The sequence below is a fragment of the Corallococcus exiguus genome, from assembly GCF_009909105.1.
Classification (GTDB): domain Bacteria; phylum Myxococcota; class Myxococcia; order Myxococcales; family Myxococcaceae; genus Corallococcus; species Corallococcus exiguus.
This window is the reverse complement of sequence record NZ_JAAAPK010000009.1, coordinates 355102-371635: the sequence shown is the minus strand read 5'-3', so window position 1 is coordinate 371635 and position 16534 is coordinate 355102. Positions and strand designations below refer to the sequence as shown.

Here is a 16534-nt window from a genome sequence, read left to right as displayed (position 1 = left end):
CCTCAGCCCAGCGCGGGCAACTCCAGCTCGTCACCCGGCCGAGGCGCGAAGCACGCCTCCACCTCTGAGTCCGTCACCTCCGCGAGCGTGGCCGGGCTCCAGCGCGGCTTCTGGTCCTTGTCCACCAGCACCGCGCGGATCCCCTCCTGGAAGTCCGGCCGCTGCGTCAGCGCCTGGCTCAACCGGTACTCCATGCGCGCCGTCGCGTCGTAGTCCTGGCCACGCCCGATGCGCAGCTGCCGCAGCGTCACCCGCAGGCTCGTGGGCGACATGCGCAGCAGCGTCGCACGCGTCTCCTCCGCCCACGCCGTCCCCTCGCGCTCCAGCGCCGCGAGGATGTCCTCCACGCGGCTCCCCTGGAAGCACCGGTCGATGACCTCTGCCCGCGACGCGAGCCCCGCAACACCGGCGTCCTGATGGAAGCCCTTCAGCACTCGCGCCGCCACCTCGCGCCCCGGTCCGCTCCAGTCCGCGGCCGCCAGCGCGCCCACCACGTCCTCCAGCCGCGAGGACTCCACCTGATGCGTCGCGTACCCCAGCCACAGCGCATCCGCCGCGTCACACCGCGCGCCGGTGAGCCCCAGGTACGTCCCCGCCTCGCCCGGGAAGCGCGGGAGGAACCAGCCACCGCCCACGTCCGGGAAGATGCCGATGGCCGTCTCCGGCATCGCGAGCACCAGCTTCTCCGTCACCACGCGGAAGGCCCCGTGCGCGGACAGCCCCAACCCACCGCCCATGCAGATGCCGTCCACCCACGCGATGAACGGCTTCGGGAAGTGGTGGATCCGATGGTTGAGCGCGTACTCCGCACGGAAGAACTCGCGCGACAGCGACATGTCCGACCGTGCGACCGAACTGGCCACCGCGCGCACGTCCCCTCCCGCACAGAAGGCCCGGCCCCCTGCTCCGCTGATCACCACCGCCTTCACGGACGGATCCGCCGCCCAGGCGTCCAGTTGGGGATGCAGCGCGCGGCACATCTCCAAGGAGAGCGCGTTGAGCGCCTTCGGTCGGTTGAGGGTGACCAGACCCACGGCCCCCCGAGTCTCCAGCAGCACGTCCTCGCTCATGGCGTGGGGGATATCAGCCCGGAAGGGGCTCGCATGGGAGATTCAGGGGTGACATGGCGGAGGAAATCGGTATTGGGGAGAACATGACTCCCGCAGCCGCCCCCCTGCTCGCCGCCGTCTTCGACATGGATGGCACGCTCGTCGACAACATGGACTTCCACAACCGCGCCTGGCTGACGCTCGCCCGGAAACTCGGTCTGGATGGCCTGACCGCGGAACGCTTCCAGAACGAGTTCGCGGGAAAGAAGAACGAGGAGATCCTCCCGCAGCTGTTGGGCCGCACCCTCTCCGTCGCGGAGCTGGACGCGCTCGCGGAAGAGAAGGAGTCCCACTACCGCGCCATCTACCGGCCCTACCTCGCGCTGCACCGGGGCGCGGAAGGCTTCCTGCACCGCCTGCGCGACGCGAACCTGCTCCTGGCCGTGGCCACCGCCGCGCCGCACGGCAACCGCGAGCTGGTGCTGGACGGGCTCTCCGTGCGCCCGCTCTTCGCCTGTGTCGTCGGCGCCGAACAGGTGACGCGCGGCAAGCCCGCGCCGGACATCTTCCTCGCGGCGGCGAAGGCCCTCCAGGTGCCCCCCGAGTCGTGCCTCGCCTTCGAGGACGCCATCAACGGCGTGCTGTCCGCGCGCGCCGCCGGCATGGTCACCGTGGGCATCACCACCACCACGACCGCAGCGGCGCTGAAGAACGCGGGGGCCCACTACACCGCCCCGGACTTCGACACGCTGCCCCCGGAGCTGCTCGCGCGCCTCTTCAGGTCCAGGGCCTGAGGGGGCACATACGCCCCACCCCGGACGTGTCAGGAAGGCGCCAAAAGGGCGCCAGACGCGGTGACGTTGTGTAGTGTTCGGCGGCCATGTCGACGTCCTCCGCCAAACTCAAGCTCCCCTCGGGCCCGTCCCGGCACGTGTACGACGTCATCGTGCTGGGCAGCCAGGTCGGAGGCGCGCTCGCCGCCGCGCTCCTGGCGAAGCGCAACCACCGCGTGTTGCTGGTGGAGCACGACGGCATGGGGCCCGGCTACGAGCACGACGGCTTCGTGCTGCCCTACGCCCCCTTCGTCGCGCCGCCCCTCAAGGCCATGCCCGCCGTGGACGAGGCCCTCAACGAGCTGGGCCTCTCCACCGCCATCGGCCGCGCGCTGCGCCCCCACGCGCCGGAGCTCCAGCTGGTGCTGCCCCGGAACCGGGTGGACCTGGTCGGGGACGCCGCCCGCCGCCGCACGGAGCTGACGCGCGAGTTCGGCGAGGCCGGCGAGGGCATCCAGGGCGCGCTCGCGGGCAGCGCCGCGCAGCACGAATCCACCGACGCCTTCTTCAAGGCCGGGCCCCAGCTGCCGCCCGACGGCTTCTTCGAGGGCTGGAAGCTCAAGGGGCAGATCAAGGATCACCCGGCCCTGGACGCCACGCCCCGGCTCGCGGGCGAGGATCCGGCGCTGTCGCTGGTGCGCGGCCTGCTGCCCTTCCTCGTCCACCTGGAGAAGCCCGGCGCGCCCCTGGCGCAGACGCGGGCCCTGTCCCAGGTGCTCACCGCGCCGTCCACGTACCCGGGCGGCATGGACGCCCTGCGCGACGTGCTCACCCGGCGGCTGACGGAGCTGGGCGGCGACGTGCTGGGCCGCGACAACCCGGCGGGCTTCATCGTCGAGGAGCTCGCGTTCGACGGCAGCAAGTTCTCTGGCGTGAAGCTGGTGCGCTCGGACACGCTCTACCGCGCGTCGTGCCTGGTGACGGCCACGGACTCCGGGGCGCTGCGCCGGCTGGTGACGGACAAGAAGCATAACCGCGGCCTGCTGGAGCATCTGGATCAGTCCAACATCAAGTCGCTGCTCTTCAGCGTGAACTGGGTGGTGCCGGAGGCGGCGCTCCCGCGCGGCATGGGCGAGCTGGTGCTCGTGGACACGCAGGACCCGGAGCTGGGCCCGCTGCTCGTGCAGCAGCACCCGGCGCGCATGGCCGCGGCCTCCGGGCACAAGGACGTGGAGGGCGTGCGCGTGGTGTGCGCGGGCGCCTTCGTCCCGGCCTCCGCGCGCGAAGAGGGAGAGGAGCACCTCCAGGCGCTGGCGAAGCGCATCGACGAGCACCTGGACCGGCTGATGCCGTTCACGAAGCAGCACCGCGCGCTGCGCTCGGTCCCCTACCTGGACGCCGGCGGAGTGCGCGGCAGCCGGCTCATGCCCCACCCGCTCTACAGCTTCGAAACGGAAGCCTTCCTGGGCGTCACGGGGTTGAAGCAGCGCACGCCCGCGAAGAACGTGATCCTGGCCGGCCGCGAGGTGCTGCCCGGCCTGGGCCTGGAGGGCGAGTTGCTCGCGGGCATCCGCGCCGCGAAGCTGGTGCAGGACATGTTGAAGAAGAAGGATCCGCTCAAGGGATAGGTCCCGGGTCGGATCCGGCTGGATTTCCGGCCTGTTTCTGGTAGGGTCCGCCGCTCTTTTATGGGCTGCTGTCGAACGCCCCAGTTTTCAAGGAGTTAGCAGTCATGGCGTGGAAGTGCGACCTCTGTGGGAAGCGTCCGCTGGTGGGTAACAACGTCAGCCACGCGAACAACAAGACCAAGAAGCGGACCCTGCCGAACCTGCAGAAGGTGCGGGCGAACGTGAGCGGCTCCATTGAGCGCGTCCTGGCCTGCACCCGCTGCATCAAGGCGGGCAAGGTGACCAAGGCCGCCTGAAGTCCGGGAGCCTTCCGGTGGGCATGACGCGCGCTCGAAAGTCCGCGCTTCCGCCCACCGAACGGCTCCATCCCCGTACGGATGACCTGGACCTCCTCCCTGTCGAGGCGGTCGTCCGACGGTTGCATCAAGAAGACCTGATCGCGCTCCACGCGGTCCGTGAGGCATTGCCGTCCATCGCGGCGGCGGCCCGGGCCGTGGCGGAAGCGTTACACGCTGGCGGCCGGCTGCTCTACGTGGGCGCGGGAACCAGCGGCCGGCTCGGCGTGCTCGACGCGAGCGAATGTCCCCCCACCTTCGGTGTCCCGGCGACGCGGGTCCAGGCGGCCATCGCGGGCGGCCGGCGGGCCCTGACGCGCGCCGTGGAGGGCGCCGAGGATGACGTCGCCGCCGGGGCCCGGGCGGTGCGGACGTTCCGGGCGACGGCGCGGGACGTGGTGTGCGGCATCTCCGCGTCGGCCTCCACGCCCTATGTCCGGGGTGCGCTGGACGAGGCCCGCGAGGGAGGGGCGCGCACGGTGCTGGTGTGCTGCAACCCGCCGGGGCCGGCCATGCGTGCGGACACGGTGGTGCTGGCGCGCACGGGGCCGGAGGTGGTGGCGGGCTCCACGCGGCTGAAGGCGGGCACGGCGACGAAGCTCGTGCTCAATGCCATCACCACCGCGGCCTTCGTGTCGCTGGGCCACGTGTACCGGGGGCGCATGGTGGACGTGCGCCCCACGAACACGAAGCTGCGGGCCCGCGCGGTGCGGATGGTCGCGGAGCTGACGGACCTGCCCCCCGCGCGGGCGGAGGCGTTGCTCCAGGCCGCGGGCGACCACGTGAAGCTGGCGCTGGCCATGCACTTCACGGGGCTTCCGGCGGCCCAGGCCCGGCGCCGCTTGAAGGACGCGGGCCTGCGAGGGCTCGAACGCCCGGCGGCGGCACGAGCGCCACGGCGACGCCCCACGCGCTGAGGCGGCGAGGGCCCGCGGTCCCTCCAGAATCCGACAGGGTGGGCGTCATTCCCAGACACACGAGGTGCCCTGCGGGCCGGGGTCCGGCGGCCGTGGGAGCTGGCCTTTAGACTTGGGGCATGCACCCCGCCACGCCACCCTCCCCCTCCCTGCCACCCCGGCTGTGCGTGGGCGTGCTGTCCGGCACCAGCGTGGACGCGGCGGACGCGGCGCTGTGCAGGGTGGACGGCACCGGCGCGGACGTGAAGCTCCAACTGCTCGCGCATGTCTCCCATCCCTTCACGCCCGACCTGGTCGCGCGAGTGCTGGGCCCTCAAGACGCCCGGAGCCTCTGCTCCCTCAACTTCGAACTGGGGGAGCGCTTCGCCGAGGCCGTGCTGGCCGTCATCGCGCGCGCGGGCGTGAAGCGCGAGGACGTCCACGTCGTCGGCTCGCACGGCCAGACGATGGCCCACCTTCCTTCGGACCTGTCCGCCATCGCCTCCACGCTCCAGATTGGCGAAGCGGCCGTCATCGCCGAGCGCACCGGCCTGCCCGTCGTCAGCGACTTCCGCACCCGCGACATGGCGGTGGGCGGCCAGGGCGCTCCGCTCGTGCCCTACCTGGACTGGGCCGTCTTCCGGAACCGCGAACGGCCGGAGGTCACGCGCGCGTTCCTCAACCTGGGCGGCATCGCCAACATCAGCGTCGTTGGCGAGCACGTGGACGACACGCTCGCGTTCGACACCGGGCCCGCGAACATGGTGCTGGACGGTCTGGCGCGCCGGGTGACGAAGGGACGGCTCGCGTGCGACCGGGACGGGAGCCTGTCCTCCCAGGGACAGGTGATCCCCGCGCTCCTGGAAGAGCTGCTCGCGCATCCGTTCCTCGCGCGGCCCCCTCCGCGCAGCGCGGGCCGCGAGGGCTTCGGCGAACCGCTGGTGGATCGGCTCTGGGCGGCGGCCCCGGAGCGGCCCCACGACTTGATGGCCACCGCGCGGGCCTTCACCGTGGAGGCCACCGCGCGCGCCTTCGACACCTGGGTGCGGCCCCGCTTTCCCCGGCTGGAGGCCGTGTATGTCTCCGGCGGCGGGACGCGGAATCCTGTGCTCATGGCGGATCTTCGGGCGCGGCTGGCCCCGGTGCCGCTGGAGCGGCTGGACGTGCTGGGCTTCCCCGAAGAGGCGAAGGAAGCGGCCCTCTTCGCCCTGCTCGCGGCCGAGCACCGGGCCGGGACGCCCGCGAATGTTCGCCCGGCAACTGGCGCCGGGCGCCGAGTCGTTCTAGGTAAGCTGACACCGTGAGCAGCGTGAACCTGATGGCCCGCGAAGTGGCCGCGAAGATCGTCTTCTACGGCCCCGGCCTGTCGGGGAAGACGACGACCCTGCGAAAGGTCTACGAGACCGTTCGCCCGGCCCACCGCGGAGAGATGATGTCCATCGCCACCGAAGGCGACCGGACGCTGTTCTTCGACTTCCTACCGGTGAAGGTGGAGCGCGTGGGCGACTGCTCCGTGCGCCTGGCCCTCTACACCGTGCCCGGACAGGTCTTCTACAACGCCACCCGCAAGCTGGTGCTCCAGGGCGCGGACGGCGTCGTGTTCGTGGCGGACTCGCAGGCGGAGGCGATGGACGCCAACCGCGAGTCCCTGGCGAACCTGGAGGAGAACCTCCTGGAGAACGGCATCCGCCTGGACCGCTTCCCACTGGTGATGCAGTGGAACAAGCGGGACCTGGACAACATCCTCTCCGTGGAGGACCTGCGCCGGGAGCTCAACCCCCGCGGCGTCCCCGACTTCGAGACGGCCGCCGCCAACGGCCGCGGCGTGATGGACGCGCTCAAGACCATCACCCGGCTGGTCATCAAGGACCTGCGCGCCAAGCGCATCGTCCCGCCGCCCCGTCCCGCCCAGCCCGGCACGCCCCCCGCGGGCCTGGAGGCGCAGCTCTCGCAGCACCTGCACAACCGCCAGCCTCCGACCGGGACGCCGCCCGCCCCTGCCAGCCCCACCGCCGCCACCATCCCCGCCACGCCCGTGCCCCGCACGCTGATGACGCCCGCTCCGCCTCGCGTGGAGCCCGCCGCCATGCCCGCCGTGGCCGTGGCGCCGAACACGGGCAGCAAGCTCCTGGGGCCCACGAGCGCGCTGGCGCCGGGGGACCTCTTCGACCACGCCCGGGCCGCGGAGGCGGCCTTCACCGCCGGGGACTACACTACCTGCGTCACCGCCTGCACCGACGCCGTCCGCCGCGCCATGGCGTTCGCCGGTGAAGGCTCCCTGGCCCAGCAGGCCTTCCTGCTGCACGTGGATGGTTCGGACCTGCTGCGCCTGCAGGGGCTGTCAACGCTGCCGCAGCTGCGCGTGGATGACGCGGCGTTCGCGCTCTACGTCCTCATGCAGGTCTTCGTGCGACTCAACGCCGTGGGGCTTCCGACCGCCGGGTGATTCGCATGGGGCACGGCTCCCGGGCCGTGCCCCAAAGGCTCAGCGCGGGAGCGTGAGCTGCAACAGCCCCATGCGGTGCAGCTTCGCCAGCGTCTTGAGCGTCTCCAGCTCTCGCGCGGGGCTGGCCAGCACCAGCGTGGACACGTCCCACGTCCCGCTGACGAGCCCGGCGATCTGCCGCTCCTCCGGCTTGAGCATCACCATCGCATGGGGGGCCTGGATGAGCTGCGGCACCACCAGCGGCGGCAGGTCCGCGTAGAGCGCGGCCACGTGCTCGCGCTGCACCAGGCGCGCGAACTCGCGCACGCGCCGGTCCGCGGGGTCGCTGGCCAGCAGGGACGCGCACACGATGCCGGCCGCGTCGTACTGGCCCTCGCGCATCAGCACCGCACCCTTCTCCAGCATCTCCGCCACCGGATCCGCTTCCACCTGTGGCGCGCCATCCACCTCCACCAGCTTCGCGCGCAGCAGCTCGTGCACCCGGCGCGTCACCGACGAGCGCGACACGCCCATGGACAGCCGCAGCCGCCCCAGGTTCTGCGGCGTCGTCGTCAGCGCCAGGATGATCCGGTGCATCAGCGGCTGGCTGGGGCTGGGCGGAGACAGCGCCTTCACGCTCAGCGCGTCGATGGGCAGCGCCTTGTCCACGTCCCCCTGCTCGTCCACCCAGCGCAGGGACTCGAAGAGCAGCTCGCGGATGCTCATGTCGGACGGCACCCAGTCCTCACCGGTGCGGTCCGCGTCCTCCGTCCAGTGGAACGTGCCCTGCCCCGCGATGGTCAGGTCCGTCATCGCCGCGAACAGCTCCTCGCGGCCCAGGTCGCGCACCCACCGCGCCTGCACACCGTGCGCGTCGAAGGCCGCGTCCACGTCCGGCGTGCGCGCCAGTTCGTCGAACGCCGCCAGCACGCGCGTGCCCGCCGCCAGCTTCGGCAGCGACAGCAGGCGGGCCACCCGGCCGCGCAGGCCTTCGCTCGCGGTGGCGCCCACCTGGCCGGACAAGAGGAACAACTTGCGCTCGCCTGCCTCCCACGACAGCTGGAGCGTCCCCGTCTTGCGGGAGCTGTCCAGCCATTGAAGGAACTCGGGGAGCGGGTAGCTGAAGAGGTCGCCGTGGATGGCCATGCGTGTCGGATTCGAGGATACAGTCCCAGGCCGTGCGCGTCGCGGTCCTGTTCATCGACGGGGTGGGCATCGGACGGAAAGACCCGGCCGTGAACCCGCTCGCGGACCGCGACCACCTCCTGGCCTGGTTCCAGGACGCCCCCGCCCCCCTCCTGCCCCATGGGGGCGTGGGCCTTCCGGTGGACCCCACCTTCGGCGTGCCCGGCCGGCCCCAGTCCGCCTCCAACCAGACGGCCATCCTCACCGGAGACCCCGCCCCCGTCCTCGTGGGCGGCCACGTGCTGGGCTACCCCAACACCGCCCTGCGGGATTTGCTCGCGGAGCGCTCCATCGTGCGGCGCCTCAAGGCCGCGGGCCGCACCGCCACCTTCGCCAACGCGTACCCCGCGCCGTACCTGGACGCGCTCGGCCTTCCCCGGCGCCCGTCCACGTCCCCGCCGGAGTTCACCCTGTCGGAGCGTGCCGCGCGCAAGGTGCGCCCCTCCGCCGCCAAGCTCGCCTTCGCCGCGGGAGACGAACCGCTGCGCACGCTGGACGACGCGCGGGCCGGCGACGGCCTCACCCACGACATCACTGGCGTCGCCGCGCGCGCATACGGATTGGACGTGCCCCACCGCACGCCCGGAGAAGCCGCGGCCCTCTTCTGGCGCATCGCCGGACAGGCGGACTTCACCTTCTTCGAGCACTACCTCGCCGACGAGGCCGGCCACGCCCAGGACTTCACGGCCGCCCGCCTGGCACTCGACACCTTCGACGCCTTCCTGCGCGCCGTGGCGGCCACCCGCCCGCACGACGCGCGCGTGTTGGTGTGCAGTGACCACGGCAACGTGGAGGACCTGTCGGTTCGAGGACACACCGTGCACGCCGTGCCCATGCTCTACTTCGGCCCCTCCGCCCCGGAGGTAGCGTCGTTCTCCACCGTCGCGGACGTGGGCCGCTCGGTGATCCGCTGGCTCGGGGCCAACTAGAGGGACGCAGGATGCGGGTGGGCGGTACCGGACGATGGAGCCTGTTGCCCGCCCTGCTCGCGGTAACGGTCCTCCTTTCCGCGTGCGCTGCCGCGCCGAAGAAGGCCGACAGCCCCACCGCCACGCTGGCGCTGCCCGGCGGTGAGTTCCTCTTCGAGCACTCCGCGAAGGACACCCAGGCCGCGGACATGGTCCGCCGCGCCGTGGAGAACGCCGCGCCGAGCCTGGCCCGCTGGGGCATCTTCCAGGAGCCCGTCACCCTGGTCATCCACCCGAACCACGCCGCCCTGGAGCGCGCCGCACGCCGCTCCGGCTACGACTTCCTGCGAGCCTGGGCCCGCTACGAGCAGGTGGAGGTCCAGAGCCCCCGCACCTGGACGCGCGCCGGCGCCACCCAGAAGCAGGTGGACGAGCTGCTCCTGCACGAGCTCACCCACAGCCTCATGTGGCAGGCGTCCGCCTCCGTGTCGGACTGGACGAAGAAGGGCATCCCCATCTGGTTCAGCGAGGGCATGGCCTCGTACACCGCCGGCCAGGGCTACCGCGTCCCCAGCCTGGAGGACCTGTCCCGCTTCCTCCACCAGTACCCCCAGGCGGATCCGCTCGCCCGCGCCGAGTCGCTCTACGAGACCGAGAACGCCACCGTCTACGGCGCCGCCCACCACGCCTTCACCTTCCTCATGGAGCGCTACGGAGAGGCGCGCGTCCGGGGCGTCCTCGCCTCCATGCGCCGGGGCCAGGACTTCACCGGAGGCTTCCTGGAGGCCATCGGGCTGCCCGTGGATGCCTTCCTCCGCGACTTCCGCCGCTACGTGTACCTGCGGGGCTTCAAGGGGGGCCGGCTGACCCCACCCCTGGTCCTTCCACGCCCGGAAGGGCGCGGAATTCCTGGGAATCCCAAGCTCCCAGCGCCGTCTACCCCACATTCGCCCACTTCCACGCCCCCGGACACAACTCCGGTGGCCCCAAGCCCGACAAGTTGAGCAAGCCCGCTATGCGTGGGCCGCCGGAGGTCTCCCCCGTGACCGATTCGAAAATCAACCGCCCGAAACCCACCTCGTCCCCCACCACGGGTAACACCACCACGGATGCCGCCACGCTGGCCGAGCGGCAGAGGGCCGCCGCCGCGAAGGCCGCCGCCGCGAAGCGCAACCAGTCCGGATTCGAGTCCGCTCCCGCGACGGGCGCTCGCGCTCCGGTGGCCGGCACCGGCAACCTGGCCCGCTCCGCCAACGCGAGCGCGCTGTTGGGCGCCGCGCCCACGTCCGCGGTGAAGAACGGCGCGACGGTGGCGAACCCCACCACGCGCACCATCACGTTCACGTACGACGCGGGCCCTCACGCGGAGCTCACCAACCCGAAGCTCAAGGGCAGCTGGGACACGGACGGCCGCTACAACGCGCAGTGGTCCTCTGGCGGCATCCCCATGAAGCCGCTGGGCAACGGCAAGTACGAGGCCACGGTGAAGGTGGCGGACGACGGCCTGGCTCGCAACTGGGAGTGGGGCGTCAGCGTGGACGGCCCGTCCGGCAAGGACCAGTGGGCGGTGATGGGCGAGGGCAATCTCAAGTTGGACCTGTCCAAGTCCACCGCGTCGTACTCGCCCACGACGTACCACACGATGGGCGCGCAGAAGTCCGGCCAGGACGTGAACTTCAAGTTCTGGGCGCCGGACGCGCGGGCCGTGCAGGTGAAGGTGACGGACAAGCAGGGCCGCGAGCAGCGCATCCCCATGACGCGCGACGAGGGCGGCAACTGGACCACGCAGGCCAAGGGCGCGTGGGCCCAGATGGAGGGCAAGGCCTACGTCTACGAAGTGGTGGACTCCACGGGCGCTGTCAGCGACCGGCCGGACCCCTACGCGCGCCGGATGATGGGCGAGCAGCGCGGCCTGGACCGGCTCTACCTGGACCCCACGCGCGGCAAGGAGGTGGACCGCTACTTCACCGGCGCCACCGGCCTGATGCGCTTCGACATCGACAGCGCGGAGGACGCGGACAGCGCGTTCCTGATCCTCAAGGACGGCGACGGCAACCCGCTCAACAAGCAGCAGCTCCAGGAGCGCCTGGGCAAGTTCGACGACACGCTCATCGACAAGCTGCACGGCGGGAAGCTCAACGACTTCTGGTCGCGCAACGTCACCGACGACGGCCGCATCAAGATGACCAACCAGGCAGGCGCGTGGACGGCGCTCGTCAATGACCCGGAGAAGCTGGCCGGCCTGCGCTACGAGTTCCAGGTGTTCGACAAGGACGCGCAGGGCAAGCTCCACCTGCGCGACGACGTGAACAACGACGGCAAGCTCTCCGACACGGAGCGACTGGCGTCAGCGGAGAACGACCCGTGGAGCGACCTCATCACCACGGGCAGCGGCGTGTCCTTCCGCGGCTCCATCCTCACCGACCCCACGACGTTCCAGTTCAAGAACGACGACGTCCCGCGTGAGAAGGATCCGTCGAAGTGGGTGGTGTACCAGCTCCACCCGGGCAGCTTCCTGGGCGAGGCGGGCAACGCCAACCGCTCCACCATGGAGGACCTGATCAAGAAGCTGGATTACTTCAAGGAGCTGGGCGTCACCACGCTGGAGCTGCTGCCCACCAACGAAGTGGAAGGCGCGCGCAACTGGGGCTACCTGGGCGTGAACAGCCTGGCCACGGAGAGCTCCTTCGGCTTCGAGGACGAGACGGGCCAGTGGGTGGAGGGCGATGAGGCCCTCAAGCGCTTCATCGACGCGGCCCATGGCAAGGGCCTGAACGTGGTGTCGGACGTCGTCTACAACCACGTCTTCGGCGACCACAACGGCCTGTGGAACGTGGGCGGCCCCAGCAACCCCTACTTCAACTGGTCCAAGGAGCCCGGCCAGTTCGAGCAGCGCGACACCCCGTGGGGCGCCGTGCCCGCGTACAACACGCCGCAGGTGAAGCAGCTGTTCGTGGACCACGCCGTGCAGCAGATCGCCGAGCTGAAGTTCGACGGCCTGCGCTTCGACTTCACGGAGCCCATCAAGGGCACGGGCGGCAAGGACGGCTGGGAGATGCTCCGGGAGATCAACCGCCAGGTGCACTTCATCAACCCGGACGCGTGGACCGTGGCGGAGCAGTTCGACTACGAGCCGGACATCTCGCGTCCGGCGAAGTCGGACGGCACGGGCGGCGGCTTCGACGCCCAGTGGTACACGGAGTTCCAGCACCGGCTGGTGCGCGACAACAGCAAGCCGGGCCTGATCCAGGCCGCCTCGCGCGGGATGAAGACGGACGTGGACGCGTTCGTGAACCTGATGACGAACCCGCGCGGCCTGGACGGCTGGAAGCACGCGCTGTCCATCATCAGCAACCACGACGAGGTGGGGAACGCGGAGCGCACCATGAACACCGCGGAGGGCGCGGAGGCCACCGACTTCCCGGACAACTGGTCGCGCGGCGCCGCCCGCTTCGCCGCCGGCATCGGCATGGCCGGCCCGGGCATCCCCATGTTCTTCCAGGGTGACGAGTTCGGCGCCCAGAACGACTTCAAGTGGGGCAACCCGTCCACCTGGGACAGCGACTGGAGCTGGCAGGACGTGGGCCAGGGCGTGGATTTCGGCAAGGTGACGTTCAACGACACCACCAAGGCCACCTACGAGCGCCTCTTCGAGCTGTCCCCGGACGCGCGCGCGAAGGACAGCGCGTACAAGGCCTTCTCCGCGGACGACAAGAAGCTGTTCTCGGAAGTGGCCGCCCTGCCCGCCTCCGAGCGCAAGGACGCGATGCTGGACGTCACCCGCCGGCAGTCCTTCAGCTTCTACAAGGACTCCATCGGCCTGCGGAACAGCAGCGACGCCTTCAGCGCGGCGGCGGAGGTGAAGCGCGTCTACACCCACAACGACGACAGCGTGATGGCCTTCACGCGCAAGTCGGGCAACGAGGAGTTCCTCGTGGTGGGCAGCCTCAACCAGAAGAACCTGGAGGGCTACTCGCTGCCCTTGCCCCCGGGCCAGTGGAAGGAAGTGCTGAACAGCGACGCCTCCGTGTACGGCGGCGGCAACTTCGGCAACTACGGCGCCACGCTGAACGGCGGGAACACCCCGGTGAACATCCCCGCCGCCGGCTACGTGGTGCTGAAGAAGGTCGGTTAGTCCTTCTTCGCCTCCGGTCCGGCCGTCCCCTTCTGAGGGGCGGCCGGGCTGGGCAACAGCGGCGGCCGGTCCTTGCCCTCCATGGTGCGCTGCAGCTCCAACTCCTGGAGCAGCACCGCGGGCGCCACGGTGGACACGGGCACGTTGCCGCTCTCCGCGCCGCAGAAGCCGTTGAACACGCCCAGCTTCTGGCCCGTAGCGAGGATGCGGTTCACGGACGACAGCGGCGTGCCCACGATTTCGACCCCGCGCACCAGCGTCTCCTCGCCGGTCTTCACGTCCACGCGGTACACCATGCGCGGCACGCCCTTGAAGGCCTGGTAGCCGTAGCTGGACGTGTTGGTGTTGCCGCCCGTGATGTCGCGGATGATGAGCCCGAACGGCTTGCCCTGCCGCTTCGCCTCCGCGACGAGCAGCTTCTTCAGCTCCGCGTCGCTCACCTGTTTCGTGCTGTCCACCAGCAGGTTCGCCATGCGCGCCACCGGCTGGAGCGTGCCCTGGCCGCGTCCGTGGCCGTTGGACTTGGGGAAGCCCTCCACTGGGTGACGGCTCATCAGGTAGCCCTTGAGCACGCCCTTCTCCACCAGGCTCACCGGCTGACCCTTCACGCCCTCTTCGTCGTAGAGGTAGTAGCCGTTGAGCGGCTCGCCGTTCACCTCGCGCCGGGACGGATCATCCCGCAGCGACAGGAAGGCCGGGAGGATCTGCTTCCCCTCCTGTCCCTTGAACGTCTTGCCGTCGGTGTCGCCGTCCTGCCGGTCCGCTTCCAGCCGGTGGCCGAGCGTCTCGTGGAAGAGCACGCCCGCGGCCTCCGGCGCCAGGATGGCCGGGCCCGCGTACGGGGTGATGGCCGGTGCCTGCCGCAGCGCGAGCAGCTCGTCGATGACCTTCTGCGCCGCCGCGTGCACGCGCGCCTCGTCGGGCATCCCCGCTTCCGTGGGCAGGTAGAAGCTGCGCGAGTTGTCGAGCAGCTGCCCGTCCGGCGCGCGCGTCACCGCGGAGACGTGGAACGCGTACAGCGTCTCCTCCGTGATGAGGCGCGTGCCTTCGGACGACGTAAACAACCGCGTGACCTTGTCCGCGGTGATGCGCACTTCTGAATCGAACAGCTCCGGGTGCGCGTTGAAGCGCGCGGACACTTCGCGCGCCAGCTTGCGCCACTTCGGGCGATCAAAAGGGAACGCCACCGGCGGCTGCACGTAGGTGGCCGGCGTCTCCTTGGAGAAGGACGCGGGGCGCTTGGGGTCCTCCACCGAGTAGACGTCCTCGCCCTTCTTCTTCAGGTACTGGAAGAGGGCGGCCTTGTACTTCTCGTCCGTGACGAGCCACAGCGCCGTGCGCAGCGCGAGCGGCGAGTCGTCCTGCGGCCCGTCCTTGCGCGCGGTGAAGCTGGAGCCCTTGCTGGTGCTGAAGCCGAAGTCGAGCGAGTCCGCCACGGAGCTGTCGTAGTCGTAGCTGCCCACGCGCACGTCCACGCCCAGCTTGCGCTCGCGGTAGTCATCGTCCTGGAACAGCGCTCCGTAGCGCGCGATGATCAACCGCGACTCGTAGTCCTTCACGCCGTAGCTCAGGAAGTACGGCGCTTCATGGCCGTTCACCTTGAGCTGCTGCTGGTTGCGCTGAAGCTCCGCGCTCATCGCGTCCAGCAACGGAGCGCGAGGGTCGGGAGCGGGCGCCGCGCCCATCAGCAGCGACGCGGCCATGAGCATCGGGAACAGGGGACGGGAGGAGCCGGGCACGGCCACGCACTGTAGCCAGAAACGCGGCGAGGGCCCTCCCCTCACGCACCCTGGCGTGAAGCGAGGACCCTCCTGCCCGCATGCCCTGTTCGTTACAGGCCTACGCCTTGACGATCTTCTCGCGGCCCTGGGTGACGGCCTTGGTCGCGTTGCGCGTGTCGACGACGATGTTCGAGCGCTGGACCAGCTCGTTGTAGTCGATGTGCGAGTGGTCGGTGAGGATCATCACCGCGTCGTACTGGCTGAGCGTCTCCGGGTCGAGCGGGACGGACTTCATCTCCATGTTGAAGCCGTGGCCCTTGTGCAGCTCCTTCACGAACGGGTCGTGGTAGGCGATGTCCGCGCCCTTCTCCTTGAGGAGCGTCATCACGCGCAGCGACGGGGACTCGCGGTGGTCGTCGATGTCCTTCTTGTACGCCGCGCCGATGCAGAGGACCTTCGCGCCGTTGAGGACCTTCTTGTTCTGGTTGAGCGCCTCCATCGTGCGCTGCACCACGTAGTAGGGCATCTGCCAGTTCACCTCACCGGCCAGCTCGATGAACTTGGTGTGGAACTCGAACTCGCGCGCCTTCCACGTCAGGTAGAACGGGTCGATGGGGATGCAGTGCCCGCCCAGGCCGGGGCCCGGGTAGAACGGCTGGAAGCCGAAGGGCTTGGTGCTGGCGGCCTGGATGACCTCCCACACGTCCACGTTCATGCGGTCGCAGAGCATCTTCATCTCGTTGACCATGGCGATGTTCACGCAGCGGTAGATGTTCTCCAGCAGCTTGGAGAGCTCCGCGACGCGCGTGGAGGTCACCGGCACCACTTCCTTCAGGGCGCTGCCGTAGAGGGCGACCGCCACCTCCAGGCACGCGGGCGAGTAGCCGCCCACGACCTTCGGAATCGTCTTGGTGTTGAAGCCCTTGTTGCCCGGGTCCTCGCGCTCGGGGCTGAAGGCCAGGAAGAAGTCCACGCCCGCCTTGAGGCCGTTCTTCTCCAGCAGGGGCTTGAGGATCTCCTCGGTGGTGCCCGGGTAGGTGGTGGACTCCAGGATGAAGAGCTGGCCGGGGCGCACGTACGGCGCCAGGGCCTCGCCCGTCTGGATGATGAAGGTCATGTCCGGCTCACGCGACGCGGTCAGCGGCGTGGGCACGCAGATGATGACGCAGTCGAGCTCGCGGGACTTCGCGAAGTCGTTGGTCGCCTTGAGCTTGCCAGCGGTGGTGAGCTCCGCCAGCGGCGCGCTGGGGATGTGCTTGATGTAGCTCTCACCCTTGGCGATCTTGTCGATCTTGCGCTGGTCGACGTCCAGCCCCGTGACCGGGAAGCCTGCTTCCGCGAAGGCCATGCCCAGCGGAAGACCGACGTACCCGAGACCCACCACGCCCACCTTCGCTTCCCGATTCTGAATCCGACCCAGCAACGGGTTGCCAACCATCACGCGCATTGTCGTTACTCCCAGCAGTTGACGTGCGGCCT

13 protein-coding genes are annotated in these 16534 nt (G+C 70.2%); 9 read left to right on the top strand and 4 right to left on the bottom strand.

Features of this window, described 5'->3' with window-relative positions; genetic code table 11:
* Window positions 1-2: 2 nt before the first annotated feature.
* A complete protein-coding gene (locus tag GTZ93_RS30330) occupies window positions 3-1070 on the bottom strand; it encodes an enoyl-CoA hydratase/isomerase family protein (RefSeq protein ID WP_139923236.1) in 1068 nt (355 codons plus the stop codon).
* Between the two features lie 83 nt (window positions 1071-1153).
* On the opposite strand from GTZ93_RS30330, the gene GTZ93_RS30325 reads away from it, so the two are divergent.
* From GTZ93_RS30325 to GTZ93_RS30300, 6 genes are all read left to right on the top strand, one after another.
* Entirely contained in the window at window positions 1154-1843 is a 690-nt protein-coding gene (locus tag GTZ93_RS30325) for an HAD family hydrolase (RefSeq protein ID WP_120581113.1), read from the top strand.
* Between the two features lie 86 nt (window positions 1844-1929).
* Complete coding sequence (locus GTZ93_RS30320; protein WP_139923238.1) at window positions 1930-3450, top strand: NAD(P)-binding protein; 1521 nt, start codon at window positions 1930-1932, stop codon at window positions 3448-3450.
* A gap of 104 nt (window positions 3451-3554) precedes the next feature.
* Window positions 3555-3746: a 50S ribosomal protein L28 gene (gene rpmB, locus GTZ93_RS30315; RefSeq protein ID WP_014398134.1), complete on the top strand. Its 192-nt coding sequence runs from the start codon at window positions 3555-3557 to the stop codon at window positions 3744-3746.
* 23 nt (window positions 3747-3769) lie between these two features.
* Entirely contained in the window at window positions 3770-4702 is a 933-nt protein-coding gene (gene murQ / locus GTZ93_RS30310; protein ID WP_139923240.1) for an N-acetylmuramic acid 6-phosphate etherase, read from the top strand.
* A gap of 119 nt (window positions 4703-4821) precedes the next feature.
* Window positions 4822-5985 carry an anhydro-N-acetylmuramic acid kinase gene (locus GTZ93_RS30305; protein ID WP_161663156.1) on the top strand — a complete coding sequence of 388 codons (1164 nt, stop codon included), beginning with the start codon at window positions 4822-4824 and terminating at the stop codon, window positions 5983-5985.
* A complete protein-coding gene (locus GTZ93_RS30300) occupies window positions 5982-7127 on the top strand; it encodes a GTP-binding protein (RefSeq protein ID WP_161663155.1) in 1146 nt (381 codons plus the stop codon). Before GTZ93_RS30305 ends, GTZ93_RS30300 begins: the two co-directional genes overlap by 4 nt.
* Window positions 7128-7166: 39 nt before the next feature.
* On the opposite strand, the gene GTZ93_RS30295 is transcribed toward GTZ93_RS30300, so the two are convergent.
* Window positions 7167-8252 (bottom strand): DUF4388 domain-containing protein, encoded by a 1086-nt coding sequence (locus tag GTZ93_RS30295; protein WP_120574968.1) that lies wholly within the window; start codon window positions 8250-8252, stop codon window positions 7167-7169.
* Window positions 8253-8284: 32 nt separating this feature from the next.
* On the opposite strand from GTZ93_RS30295, the gene GTZ93_RS30290 reads away from it, so the two are divergent.
* The 3 genes from GTZ93_RS30290 to GTZ93_RS30280 are packed head-to-tail and all read left to right on the top strand — an operon-like array spanning window position 8285 to window position 13334.
* On the top strand, window positions 8285-9220 hold the full coding sequence (locus GTZ93_RS30290) for an alkaline phosphatase family protein (protein ID WP_139918670.1): 936 nt from the start codon (window positions 8285-8287) through the stop codon (window positions 9218-9220).
* Between the two features lie 11 nt (window positions 9221-9231).
* Entirely contained in the window at window positions 9232-10203 is a 972-nt protein-coding gene (locus GTZ93_RS30285) for a gluzincin family metallopeptidase (protein ID WP_139918668.1), read from the top strand.
* Window positions 10204-10241: 38 nt separating this feature from the next.
* The gene (locus tag GTZ93_RS30280) at window positions 10242-13334 is read left to right on the top strand and encodes an alpha-amylase family glycosyl hydrolase (protein ID WP_139918667.1); all 3093 of its coding nucleotides are present in this window, start codon (window positions 10242-10244) and stop codon (window positions 13332-13334) included.
* On the opposite strand, the gene GTZ93_RS30275 is transcribed toward GTZ93_RS30280, so the two are convergent.
* Both GTZ93_RS30275 and GTZ93_RS30270 read right to left on the bottom strand, forming a co-directional pair.
* Complete coding sequence (locus tag GTZ93_RS30275) at window positions 13331-15043, bottom strand: TldD/PmbA family protein (RefSeq protein ID WP_139918676.1); 1713 nt, start codon at window positions 15041-15043, stop codon at window positions 13331-13333. The two genes, GTZ93_RS30280 and GTZ93_RS30275, sit on opposite strands and share 4 nt — an antisense overlap.
* Window positions 15044-15173: 130 nt before the next feature.
* Window positions 15174-16493, bottom strand: a complete 1320-nt coding sequence (locus GTZ93_RS30270; RefSeq protein WP_139918675.1) for a nucleotide sugar dehydrogenase — start codon at window positions 16491-16493, stop codon at window positions 15174-15176.
* Window positions 16494-16534 lie beyond the last annotated feature (41 nt).

Excerpts from the sequence above, each read along its gene's own strand:
- GTZ93_RS30330 (WP_139923236.1), bottom strand. The coding sequence starts at position 1,070 with ATGAGCGAGGACGTGCTGCTGGAGACTCGGGGGGCCGTGGGTCTGGTC.
- GTZ93_RS30325 (WP_120581113.1), top strand. The coding sequence starts at position 1,154 with ATGACTCCCGCAGCCGCCCCCCTGCTCGCCGCCGTCTTCGACATGGAT.
- GTZ93_RS30320 (WP_139923238.1), top strand. The coding sequence starts at position 1,930 with ATGTCGACGTCCTCCGCCAAACTCAAGCTCCCCTCGGGCCCGTCCCGG.
- rpmB (WP_014398134.1), top strand. The coding sequence starts at position 3,555 with ATGGCGTGGAAGTGCGACCTCTGTGGGAAGCGTCCGCTGGTGGGTAAC.
- murQ (WP_139923240.1), top strand. The coding sequence starts at position 3,770 with ATGACGCGCGCTCGAAAGTCCGCGCTTCCGCCCACCGAACGGCTCCAT.
- GTZ93_RS30305 (WP_161663156.1), top strand. The coding sequence starts at position 4,822 with ATGCACCCCGCCACGCCACCCTCCCCCTCCCTGCCACCCCGGCTGTGC.
- GTZ93_RS30295 (WP_120574968.1), bottom strand. The coding sequence starts at position 8,252 with ATGGCCATCCACGGCGACCTCTTCAGCTACCCGCTCCCCGAGTTCCTT.
- GTZ93_RS30285 (WP_139918668.1), top strand. The coding sequence starts at position 9,232 with ATGCGGGTGGGCGGTACCGGACGATGGAGCCTGTTGCCCGCCCTGCTC.
- GTZ93_RS30275 (WP_139918676.1), bottom strand. The coding sequence starts at position 15,043 with ATGCTCATGGCCGCGTCGCTGCTGATGGGCGCGGCGCCCGCTCCCGAC.
- GTZ93_RS30270 (WP_139918675.1), bottom strand. The coding sequence starts at position 16,493 with ATGGTTGGCAACCCGTTGCTGGGTCGGATTCAGAATCGGGAAGCGAAG.